The 10877-nt window shown below is 54.4% G+C and carries 12 protein-coding genes, 2 tRNA genes and 1 pseudogene; 6 read left to right on the top strand and 9 right to left on the bottom strand.

Annotation, left to right across the window (positions count from 1 at the left end; all coding sequences use genetic code 11):
• Positions 1–9 precede the first annotated feature (9 nt).
• Positions 10–624, top strand: a pseudogene (locus EJ361_RS25895) (ISAon1 family transposase).
• 128 nt (positions 625–752) lie between these two features.
• Here EJ361_RS25895 and EJ361_RS18125 read toward each other — a convergent pair.
• Both EJ361_RS18125 and EJ361_RS18120 read right to left on the bottom strand, forming a co-directional pair.
• A tRNA-Leu gene (locus EJ361_RS18125) sits at positions 753–836 on the bottom strand.
• Between the two features lie 46 nt (positions 837–882).
• Positions 883–2025 (bottom strand): sensor histidine kinase, encoded by a 1143-nt coding sequence (locus EJ361_RS18120; RefSeq protein WP_126247049.1) that lies wholly within the window; start codon positions 2023–2025, stop codon positions 883–885.
• Positions 2026–2151: 126 nt separating this feature from the next.
• Between EJ361_RS18120 and EJ361_RS18115 the strand changes: the two genes are divergently transcribed.
• The 3 genes from EJ361_RS18115 (at position 2152) to EJ361_RS26025 (ending at position 3766) form a co-directional block, all read left to right on the top strand.
• A complete protein-coding gene (locus tag EJ361_RS18115) occupies positions 2152–3189 on the top strand; it encodes a glycosyltransferase family 2 protein (protein ID WP_240646669.1) in 1038 nt (345 codons plus the stop codon).
• A gap of 59 nt (positions 3190–3248) precedes the next feature.
• The gene (locus EJ361_RS18110; protein ID WP_126247047.1) at positions 3249–3443 is read left to right on the top strand and encodes a hypothetical protein; all 195 of its coding nucleotides are present in this window, start codon (positions 3249–3251) and stop codon (positions 3441–3443) included.
• A 191-nt stretch (positions 3444–3634) separates the two neighbouring features.
• Positions 3635–3766 carry a hypothetical protein gene (locus tag EJ361_RS26025; protein ID WP_262707079.1) on the top strand — a complete coding sequence of 44 codons (132 nt, stop codon included), beginning with the start codon at positions 3635–3637 and terminating at the stop codon, positions 3764–3766.
• A gap of 28 nt (positions 3767–3794) precedes the next feature.
• Here EJ361_RS26025 and EJ361_RS18105 read toward each other — a convergent pair.
• Positions 3795–3867: transfer RNA gene (locus EJ361_RS18105), tRNA-Gly, on the bottom strand.
• A gap of 195 nt (positions 3868–4062) precedes the next feature.
• Here EJ361_RS18105 and EJ361_RS18100 point away from each other — a divergent pair.
• A complete protein-coding gene (locus EJ361_RS18100) occupies positions 4063–5271 on the top strand; it encodes a DUF6786 family protein (protein ID WP_126247046.1) in 1209 nt (402 codons plus the stop codon).
• On the opposite strand, the gene EJ361_RS18095 is transcribed toward EJ361_RS18100, so the two are convergent.
• Both EJ361_RS18095 and ribD read right to left on the bottom strand, forming a co-directional pair.
• Positions 5272–5868, bottom strand: coding sequence for an IMPACT family protein (locus tag EJ361_RS18095; RefSeq protein WP_126247045.1), 597 nt, complete (start codon positions 5866–5868; stop codon positions 5272–5274).
• A 9-nt stretch (positions 5869–5877) separates the two neighbouring features.
• Positions 5878–6867, bottom strand: coding sequence for a bifunctional diaminohydroxyphosphoribosylaminopyrimidine deaminase/5-amino-6-(5-phosphoribosylamino)uracil reductase RibD (ribD, locus tag EJ361_RS18090; protein WP_126247044.1), 990 nt, complete (start codon positions 6865–6867; stop codon positions 5878–5880).
• A gap of 99 nt (positions 6868–6966) precedes the next feature.
• Here ribD and prmC point away from each other — a divergent pair, with 99 nt between their 5' ends.
• Positions 6967–7821 carry a peptide chain release factor N(5)-glutamine methyltransferase gene (gene prmC, locus EJ361_RS18085; RefSeq protein ID WP_164714311.1) on the top strand — a complete coding sequence of 285 codons (855 nt, stop codon included), beginning with the start codon at positions 6967–6969 and terminating at the stop codon, positions 7819–7821.
• A gap of 55 nt (positions 7822–7876) precedes the next feature.
• Here the strand turns inward: prmC and EJ361_RS18080 are convergent, their stop codons facing one another.
• From EJ361_RS18080 to EJ361_RS18065, 4 genes are all read right to left on the bottom strand, one after another.
• On the bottom strand, positions 7877–8290 hold the full coding sequence (locus EJ361_RS18080) for an ExbD/TolR family protein (RefSeq protein WP_126247042.1): 414 nt from the start codon (positions 8288–8290) through the stop codon (positions 7877–7879).
• A 24-nt stretch (positions 8291–8314) separates the two neighbouring features.
• Positions 8315–9034 carry a MotA/TolQ/ExbB proton channel family protein gene (locus EJ361_RS18075; RefSeq protein WP_126247041.1) on the bottom strand — a complete coding sequence of 240 codons (720 nt, stop codon included), beginning with the start codon at positions 9032–9034 and terminating at the stop codon, positions 8315–8317.
• Between the two features lie 73 nt (positions 9035–9107).
• On the bottom strand, positions 9108–10358 hold the full coding sequence (gene pepT / locus EJ361_RS18070) for a peptidase T (RefSeq protein WP_126247040.1): 1251 nt from the start codon (positions 10356–10358) through the stop codon (positions 9108–9110).
• An 83-nt stretch (positions 10359–10441) separates the two neighbouring features.
• Positions 10442–10870 carry an FKBP-type peptidyl-prolyl cis-trans isomerase gene (locus EJ361_RS18065; protein WP_126247039.1) on the bottom strand — a complete coding sequence of 143 codons (429 nt, stop codon included), beginning with the start codon at positions 10868–10870 and terminating at the stop codon, positions 10442–10444.
• Between the last annotated feature and the right edge of the window lie 7 nt (positions 10871–10877).

Here is a 10877-nt window from a genome sequence, read left to right as displayed (position 1 = left end):
AGTTTAAATCTGGCAGTCAAAAGATGTTTCCCCAATGCCCACCGGGTAACCGATCGTTTTCATGTGCAACAATTAGCTTTTGATGCTGTACAGGAGACCCGGATCCATTACCGGTGGGAAGCGCTCGAGCAGGAAAATGCGGCCTATGAGCAGGCCCGCAAGCACCAACAGGCCTATCATCCCGAGGTTTTACCTAATGGAGATACGCTTAAGCAGTTGCTGGCCCGCAGCAGGTATCTGCTGTTCAAACACCACCGGCTCTGGACAAGGGAACAACAGCAAAGGGGCGAACTCCTTTTTAGCCGCTATCCTGTTATTCAAAAAGCGTATCAACTGTCTTTGCGGCTGTGAGAAGTTTATCGGTTGTCCACCTGCAAGGAGCAGGCATTCAAGAAGCTGGCGTTGTGGTATAATGATGTGGAAGAAGCAGGGCTTGCTTCCTTCAGAACCCTTGCCAGGACGATACAGCACCATTATTTGGGCATACTGAACTTCTTCAATAACAGGTCAACCAATGCTGCTGCAGAATCATTCAATGCGAAGGTTAAAGCGTTTAGAAAAAGTATGAGAGGGGTAAGAGATATTCAATTCTTCCTTTTCAGACTGGCTAAATTGTATGCTTAAATTTAAAATCCCCCAGGAATTTGACTTGATCCGCGTTTTCCCGCGAAAAACCGTTTCGTATAGGAGTCGATGTTAGGAAAGTAAGGGCATAAAAAAAGCACCGGTTGAATGTTCAGCCGGTGCTTTTGTGCGGAGGAAGAGATTCGAACTCTCACACCCTTTCGGGCTCTACCACCTCAAAGTAGCGCGTCTACCAATTTCGCCACCTCCGCGTTGGGGTTGCAAAAATAAAGCCTTTTCACAAATATCCAAATAAAATTATTTCCGAAGCCAGATCCGGAAGGTGGTCCCCTTGTTCAATTCCGACGATTTCACCGTCAGCCGCCCCTTGTGATAATCCTGGATGATGCGCCTGGCAAGGGAAAGGCCCAGCCCCCACCCTCTTTTCTTGGTACTGAAGCCCGGGTGGAACACCTTTTCCTGCAGCCGCTTCGGGATGCCTTTGCCGGTATCGCTTACGTCGATGATAAGGTGGGCGGAATGGTTTTCGATGAGCACCTGGATCTCGCCTTTCCCTTCCATCGCGTCCAGCGCATTTTTCAGGAGGTTTTCGAGGACCCAGTCGAACAAGGTGGGCGAAATCATCGCCATCACTTCCTGTTCGGCCGAATGCAGCGAAAAATTGACTTTCTGGGGCGCCCGCTTTTTGATATAAGCCATCACGGCCGCCACCTGCTCCACTACATTCCGCTCCTCCAGGTTGGGGACGCTCCCGATCTTGGAAAACCGGTCGGTAATCAGTTTGAGGCGGTCCACATCTTTGGCGAGCTCCACGGCAAGGGGGCGCACTTCGGCCGTTTCCTTCAGGATTTCCACCCAGGCTTCCATGGAAGACAGCGGCGTGCCCAGCTGGTGGGCGGTTTCCTTCGCCATACCCACCCAAACCTGGTTCTGGACGGCCCGGTTGGTGGACGACAGCGCAAAGAGCGTCAGCGCGATGAACAGCGCCACCACCAGCAGCTGGATATACGGATAATACCGCACCTGCCGCAGGATGAGGGAGTCACCATAATAAATGTAGTTGTTGGAATGCGAATCCACCGCCATGATGAACGGCGGGTGCTGCCGCCGGAAATCCTCCAGCTGGCGGGCCAGATACCCCGGATCGCGCAGTATCTGCGCAGAATCGAGGTTCGCATGGTCTTTGATCCGGCCCTGCTCGTCTGTCAGGATCAGCGGGATCGTGGTGTTGGTCGTCACGATCTGCACCGCCAGGTTGATGTTCGCGTCTGACGGCGACTGCAGCAATTCCTGGTTCGCCTCCACCCAGGTGGCCACTTTCTTCGTTTCCTCCTGCCGTATTTTTTCGGACAGGTTGTTGACGAACCAGATGGTAGTGATGATAATGGCGGCCGCCACGGCGATCAGCGAAAATTTCCAGCCGATAATTTGTTTAAACATCAGGATTTGAATAATGACGGCCCGCAAGCCGTTAACAATAAACTAATTTAGTAATATTTGGAGGCTTTGTTGCATATTTGCAACGCTAAAAAAATTCCGAAAAGCCAAAACTTACGTCTTTTGTCAATGCTGCCAACGGTCGCGGTCGTTATCCTCAACTGGAACGGAAAGGGATTCCTCGAGAAGTTCCTGCCCTCCGTGTGCGCGTCTGTGTACGACGGGCTGCTGGACATTTACCTGGCCGACAATGCCTCTACAGACGATAGCGTGGCTTTCACCGAACAGCATTTCCCTACGGTAAAGATCATCCGGAATGCTTCCAACAGCGGTTTCGCGGGCGGATATAACGAGGCTTTACAACACGTAAAGGCCGATATTTTCGTATTGCTGAACCAGGATGTGGAAGTGGAGCCCAACTGGATTGGGCCCGTTGTGAACCATATGCTGGCCAACCCCGACATGGCGGCCTGCCAGCCCAAGTTGCGCGCCTGGGCCGAGCGGGACAGTTTCGAATATGCCGGTGCGGCGGGCGGCTGGATGGACATCCTGGGGTATACTTTCTGCCGCGGGCGCATCCTGTACACTACGGAAAAAGACAATGGCCAGTACGACACGCCGCAAGACATATTCTGGGCCAGCGGCGCGGCGCTTTTCATCCGGTCTGCGGCATTTTTCGAGGCCGGAGGGTTCGATCCTTACTTTTTCGCACATATGGAAGAGGTGGACCTTTGCTGGCGGCTGCAGCGTGCGGGGTACCGGATCGGGTATTGCCCGGATTCGGTGGTGTACCACGTTGGCGGGGGGAGCCTTCCACAGGGGAATCCCCGGAAGCTGTACCTCAATTTCCGCAACAACCTGATCATGCTGCGCAAGAACCTCCATTTCCAGGAGCAATGGATCATTCTCACGCAGCGCCTGGTGCTCGACATGATGGCCGCCGCCAAGAGCCTCGTGTCCGGCAAGCCGAAAGATATGACCGCCATCTTCCGCGCCTACCGCGATTATTACCGCTGGCGCCGCGAAGTGGACCAAAACCGGCCCGATACCCTGCCCCGCAAGCGGCTGTTCGACCTGCAAGGCGTTTTCCACGGCATCATGATCTGGCGCTACTACTTCCTGAACCGCAGGAAGTTCTCCGAATTATCGAAGTCAGGGAAGAAATAAATCCCATATTTGGACTTTGCCGATTTACTTTGTAAGTTTGCACAGCGAAAAAAATGTATATGGAGCATACAGTTGAAAATAAGAATGACTTCACCCGCGACTGGGTTTCTTCCTCCCGTTTCCTGTTTTACCTGAAACTGGCTTGTGTACTGGGTTTTGTGCTGGGCGGCTGCTACAAGCTGTCTGAGCATCGTTACAAAAAACCGAAAGTGCAAGTAAACGAAAGCTCCCTTTACAACCCGAAATACAAATAATCTCCGGATATAAAATATCTGAAGCCGTACTGAAAAGTGCGGCTTTTTTTGTGTCCCTTCCCCCCTCCATTTGCTCCGCTCCGCAGGATGATTTTCGTCAGTTTTACATCCCGCTTTCCCATCCCGCATCGCATCGTTATTCGCCCATTTTTCCGGCGAAATACCTGCAGGAAAAAATGGATTGAACATCAATGATCGAAGTGGATTGGGAGATGAAATTCAAGGATGAACGTCAAATGGCAACCCATCCGCCAGCCGAACTTTCCGAAAAACCGGCGGAAGCGCCTGAAAAGGAATGGGTTATATACAACAAAAAAGCCTGACTGCGATGCAATCAGGCTTTTGTTTCTGAGCGGAAGACCGGGCTCGAACCGGCCACCCCGACCTTGGCAAGGTCGTGCTCTACCAAATGAGCTACTTCCGCTTGTCCGTTTTGGGATTGCAAAAATAGGAAAGAGTTTGAATACCGCAAATAATATTCTCAAAAAACTTGAAAAAAATTTTCCGCTGTGCAGTCGAAAACTTTGTAGTCCGCGCCCATGCTGCAAATGCGCGCTTACCGTTATTAAAGAAATTGATTTATCATTGTACAATCCTTAGATTGCGAGACCGTTCTTCTATGCATACAACCATTCCGGCTGTATGCTTCCTTTCGCTGTTGTTCGCCTGTAACAACAAACCCAGGGAAGCAAAGGCCCCCGTTCAACAGGAACAAACCATATCGCGGCCAGACAATTTCGCGGAAGACCTCGCCTTCCTGCGCGATTTCACATCGCCGGCCGTTTTGAAAGACAGCACCAGCAAGTCTTCCATCGCCATCGTGAGCGCCTGGCAGGGACGTGTCGTCACTGCTGCCGTGGCCGACGACGGGCGTAGTTTCGGGTGGCTCAATTACGGTACCATCGAAAATGGCAAGCAATATCACTTCAGCACATTCGGCGGAGAAGACCGGCTGCTGTTCGGCCCTTCGCCCGACAGCGCCCTTCAGATCCCCGAGCATGGCTCCGCCGATTCGGCAACCGTCACCGCCATTCCCGATCCCCTGCGCGATTCGGCCGTTTTGCGGCAGGTTTCCTCCGCCAGGGGCGTTACCGTTTTCGAAGGCAATATCAACCTCCCCAGCGCGAAAGGGACCATTTTAAACGCAAGTATTTCCCGCACCATTTCGCTTCTCTCCCGCCGCGACCTTCACAACTATCTCGGCGCAGACATTCACCGGAGCGTGCATGCCGTGGGGTTCCATTCAGACAATATCATCCTCAACACCGGCACCCATCGCTGGGATACGGCTTACGGCACCACCGCCATCCGTATCCGCGGCATGTTCCCGGTCAGTGCAACTTCCATCGCCATCATTCCCCTGAAGCCCGGCGGCAATGTGAGCACCGTAGCACCTTTGCCCAAAGAGCGTTTCGTGGTGAAGAACAATGTCGCGTTTTTCAGGGCCGATGGAAATTATAAAGCGGAATTGGGGATAAAACAGGCGGCGGCGCTGAATTTCATGGGTATTTACGATCCGGAGCGCGGCGTGCTGACCGTTATCCAGTTCACCATGCCCCGCCAACCGCAGCACTACCTCGGCGAAACCGCTTCGGATGCGCGTGCGGAAGTGCTCCGCATCCGCAACAACGGGCCCGGCGATACCGATGCCCCCGGCCGTTTTTTGGAAATACAGAGCGCTTCGCCGGCCGCATTGCTGAAACCCAAAGGCAGGATGCAACACTTCCACCGCACCATCCACCTGGAAGGCAGCGAGAAGCATCTCGGCGAGATCACGAAGAAAATATTCGGCGTTACGCTGAAAGAAATTACGGCCGCACTCCCCTGATCAAAGTGGCTTGATCTCGAGGTTGTAGATATCGCGCAGGCGGAGCAAAGTGAGGTCCAGACTGGCTTTGGGGATACCGATCTCCATGCTGCAGAACAGCTGGATATCCTGTTGTAAAATGGTGCAGTTATTCTGCTTCACCACCATCATCACATCGTTAAGGATCGTATAGTCGAATATCAGCTGGAACCGTGCTTCCACGTTTTTCTGAATGGCCGGCACCAGTTGCAGCACCAGCGCACAACTCATTTTGTAGGCGTTGATCAGCCCGGGAACCCCGAGCAATGTGCCCCCGAAATACCGCACCACTACCACCAGCACGTCTGTCAGCTGCTTGCTGTCGATCTGCCCGAGAATGGGCTTCCCGGCCGATCCTGCGGGCTCACCGTCGTCTACCGCGCGGAACTGGAGGCCGTCGGTCCCCAACCTGTACGCATAGCAATGGTGCGTGGCTTTGGGATGTTCCTTCTTCACTTCCTGCAGGCATTCTTTGACCTGGTCGGCATTTTTCACAGGGAAAGCGTAGGCGAGGAATTTGCTTCCGCGGTCTTTGAATTCCGCTGTCGACTTTTTATCAATCGTATAGTAAACGTTCATTTCCTGGGTTTAATGTTTGGCGGGAACGAAGATGTCGATCCGGTCGCCGGCGATGTGGTTGCTTTCGAGCATGCGGGCGTTCTTGAGCACGGGTGCGGAAAGGCCGCCGCCCAATGCCGTTTGCCCGGTGATGATGCGCACTTCGTCCCAATGCCCGCCGCTGATGAATTGCTGCAATAATACGGCGCCGCCTTCCACGATCACGCTCAGCACGGATTCCCGGTGCAATTGCGCGAGCACCTGCGGCACGAGGGGCCGGGCGCTGTCGATTTCGGCGGATGTGAGGATGAGGGTGCGTACCGAACCGTCTTTCACATAATGGCTCCCCGGCACTTTATCCTGCAGGTCGAGCACGATGCGGACGGGAGACTTGCCCGGCCAGAGCCTGGCGGTAAGCCGCGGGTTGTCTAGCAAAGCAGTTTGTGTTCCGACCATGATCCCCGCTTCCTCCGTTCTCCAGCGATGTACGAGCCGATCCGCAAACGGGTTTGAGATACGTACCGGTTCGCGGCTGGCGGGGGCGATATATCCATCGGCCGATTGCGCCCATTTGAGGATCACGTAGGGCCGTTGCTGTTCGTGGAAGGTGAAGAAGCGCCGGTTGAGGTGGCGGCATTCCGCTTCCAGCACGCCCACGGTAACGTTGATGCCTGCGTTGCGGAGTTTTTCGATGCCTTTGCCGGCCACTTTCGAGAAGGCGTCGATACACCCTATCACTACATCCGGAATGTTCTGCGAAACCACGAGATCTGCGCAGGGCGGCGTTTTGCCGTGATGGGCGCAGGGCTCGAGGGATACGTAGAGGGTAGACCGGGGGATCAGCTCCTGCAATTCCGGGGGAACGGAATTGACGCAGTTGACTTCGGCGTGGGGGCCTCCCCAATAGTGGTGATATCCTTCGCCGATGATGATGCCTTCATGCACGAGCACGGCACCCACCATGGGGTTGGGCGCGGCATGACCGGAACCCTTGAGCGCCAGGTCGATGCAACGTCGCATAAAAAATTCGTGCGGGTGATGGTCCATCATTGCGTCGTAAATGAGATATTTGCAAAAATATCGTTTCAGCGGCGATTTTCCGCTGATTTGCCGTATAACATGACCATCCAATCCGCATTCGCAGACCTGACCAATGCCATCCGCCCCCTGTACGACGCCCGCGAAGCCGCCAACATCGCGCATTTGCTTATGGAGCACATCACGGGGCTCGGCAAGCTGGACCGCATCGTGCATAAGGAAATGGACCTCACGCCCCGGTGGGAATCGCAGTACCGGGAAGGCCTGGCGCAACTGCTTTCCGGCAGGCCCATCCAGCATATCACCGGCAAAAGCTGGTTCTACGGCTTAGAGCTCATCGTTTCCGACCAGGTGCTCATCCCCCGGCCGGAAACGGAAGAACTGGTGGAATGGGTGCTGCTCGACCATCCTTCCCACCCCGCCCTCCGCCTGCTCGATGTTGGCACCGGTAGCGGATGTATCCCCATCGCCCTGAAAAAACACTGGCCTTCCGCCGATATCTGGGCGATGGATGTGAGCCCCGGCGCCCTGGAAATCGCAGCCCGCAACGCGCAAATGCAGCACACGCCCGTCAATTTCATCCGGCAGGATGTGCTCGACCCGCAGGCCGCCGCTCCCCTTCCCGCCCTCAACGTCATCGTCAGCAACCCGCCTTACATCCCCCAAAAGGAAAAAGCCGGTATGGACACCAACGTGCAACAGTTCGAGCCGGCTACGGCCCTGTTCGTCCCCGACAACGATCCCCTGCTTTTCTACCGCCGCATCGGCCAGCTGGCCCAGGAGCGCCTGGAACCGGGGGGCAGACTGTATTTCGAGATACATGAAGATTACGGGGAAGCGGTGAAGACGGAGCTCCTCCATCAACAATTCACCGACGTCGTCCTTAAAAAAGACATGTTCGGGAAAGACCGGATGGTACGCGCCACGAAGGCATAAAAAAAACTGCACCCGTTACGGATGCAGTTTATCAATGTTCGTCAGTTTTCTTGTTTTACCGCTTCGGCGCGTTTTGCGGCTTGGCGGTGCCCAGTACCGTTTTGGCGCCCAGTTCCCGTGCGATCTGCATGACGGAAACCACGGCGCTGATGGGCACGGATTCTTCCGCGTTGATGACGATGGTGGGGTCCACTTCGCCGACGGGAATTTTAGCGGCGAGTGCAGCCTGCAACTCGCTGAAGTTAACGGGGTTGGTGCCCACGAAATACTTCTGCCCCGCGTCTATGCTCACCACCACCGTTTGCTTGGCCTTGGTGTTGGAAGCGGCTTTCGGCAACGCCAGTTTGATGACGTTGGGATTGGCCAGGGTAGAGACGATGAGGAAGAACAGCAGCAGGATGAACAGGATATCGTTCAAAGCGCCGCTGTGCAACTCCGCATGTCTTTTATTTCGGCTCCGCAGGTTCATGATGCTTCAGTTTCAATTGAAAAATTAACGTTTAACCGGCTCCATCAGCACGTCGATGAACTCGGAGGAAGCCGCTTCCATCTTGTTCACCACTTTGTCGATCTGCGCCTGCAGGTAACTGTAACCTACATACGCCACGAGGCCGATGATAAGACCCGCTGCGGAGGTCACCATTTTCACGTAGATACCGCCGGCGATGGTGCTCAGCGTAATATCCGACGTCTGGGAGATGTTGAAAAACGTCTGGATCATCCCGGCGATGGTGCCCAAAAACCCGAACATCGGGGCGATGCCGGCGATGATGGACAGGATCACGAGGTTCTTTTCCATTTTATATACTTCCAGCTTGCCGACGTTCTCCATCGATTTCTCGATGCTGTCTACCGGTTTGCCGATACGCTGGATGCCTTTATCGATCATCCGCGCGATGGGGCCCTGCGTGTTCTTGGAGAGCGAGCGGGCGGCGGAGATATTGTCGGAAGTGATGTGATCGCGGATCATCGGCATGAAATTGCTTTCCATCTTACCGGCGCGGGCGATGGTAAGATACCTTTCCACGAACACATAAATAGCGATCACGGAAAGCACCCCGAGCGGGATCATCAGCGGTCCGCCTTTCACGATCATATCCCACAGCTTCATTTCCTGCGCGGCGGTGGCGGCCCCTTGTGCGGCCGTGGCCACGGTGTCGGCCTTCGGCAACAGCAACGAGTCCTGCATAAGCGTTACGAGTCCTAGCAACATGTATTAAATTTTCGTTCTTTTTGTATTAACAAGGGATCAAAGTAATAATAAAAACGCATTCCCCGGCAATAAATTATACGGCGCGCTCCTCCCATACACGAGCGAGCTGGATGATCACATCAACGGCTTTCTCCATATCCTGCACGCTCACGAATTCGTGCTTTGAATGCAGCGCCATTTCGCCGGTAAAGATGTTCGGACAGGGAAGGCCCATGAACGAGAGCCTGGAACCGTCGGTCCCGCCGCGGATACTCATTTTCAAAGGCTCCACACCGGCCCGGCGGATCGCTTCTTCCGCGTTGGCGGACACCTGCGGGAACTTGTCGAGCACCTCTTTCATATTGCGGTATTGTTCCTTCACCTGGAAAGTGCCGGTGGCACCGGGGTGTTTGGACACTACGTTTTCCATGATCTTGCGGAGGTAAAACTCGTGCCCTTCCAGTTCCGCCGTCGTGAAATCACGGATGATGAATTCGATCTCCGCCTTTTCCACGATCCCTTCGATGCGCACGGGATGAATGAACCCCTGGCGGTCTTCCGTGGTTTCGGGGCTGAGGATGTCTTTGGGCAACGAATGCAAAATCTCCGCAGCGATCTTGATGGCACTCACAAGTTTGCCTTTCGCCGCTCCCGGATGGGCGCTTACGCCCTGGATGGTGATCTTGACACCGTCGGCCGAGAAAGTTTCGTCTTCCAGCGCGCCCAGTTCTCCCCCGTCGAGCGTATATCCGAATTCGGCGCCCAGTTTTTCCATATTCACGTGCTGCACGCCTCTGCCCACTTCTTCGTCGGGCGTGAAGAGTATCCGGATTTTGCCATGCGGCACTTCGGGATGCTGGATGAAGTATTGCGCCGCGTCCATGATTTCAGCCACACCTGCCTTGTTATCCGCCCCCAGCAAGGTTTTGCCGCTGGCAGTTATGATATCGTCACCGATCTTCTGAGAGAGGTACGGATGTTCCTTCACGGAGATGATCTGCGAGGGATCGTCGGGCAGGATGATGTCTTGTCCATCGTATTTTTTATGTACGATAGGCTTCACGTTTTTCCCGGAGCAATCGGGCGCCGTGTCCATATGCGCACAAAGGCAAATAACCGGCACGGGCTTGTCTGTCGTGGCGGGGATGGTGGCATATACATACCCATGTTCGTCCAGCTCGGCGTCTGCGATGCCGATTTGCTGCAATTCCTGTACCAATATGCGGCCCAGGTCTTTTTGCTTTTCGGTGGAAGGGAATGTATCGCTCTGCGGATCGGATTGGGTGTCTACCGTCACATAGCGGAGGAAGCGTTCGGTGACGGAGTATGCATATTTTTTGTCCATATGGGAAGGGTCTAAAAAAGTGAAAGTAAAAAGCAGCGGACCACTTTTTACTTTCAGGTATTGTATGAGGGAACGATCGTCGATTAAACGATCTCTACCAGTTCGATGTCGAAAACGAGGGGCTCGCCGGCGAGGGGATGGTTGGCATCCAGGGTGATGAATTCCTCTGTGATGGCTACCACCTTAACCGGGAACACCTGGCCCTGGGGGTTGCTCATCTGGAGGTCCATACCTACCTGGGGATTCAGATCGGCCGGGATGTTCGCTTTGGGGAACTCCATGATCAGCTCGGGGCTTTTTGCACCGTATGCTTCATCAACCGGGATGTTCAGCGTTCTTTTATCTCCAGGCTTCATATCGAGGACACCGTTGTCAAAACCCTTGATCACCATACCGGAGCCCACCTTGAACTCAAGCGGATCTCTGCCTTCGGAGGAGTCAAAAGTCTGGCCATTTTGTAACCGTCCGTGGTAGTGCACGCGAACGGTATCACCGGTCTTAACTTGTTGCATATAAAAT

It is taken from the genome of Chitinophaga rhizosphaerae, assembly GCF_003958645.1.
Taxonomy (GTDB): Bacteria; Bacteroidota; Bacteroidia; order Chitinophagales; family Chitinophagaceae; genus Chitinophaga; species Chitinophaga rhizosphaerae.
Note: the sequence above shows the minus strand (reverse complement) of the source record. Positions and strands in the feature narration are given on the sequence as shown.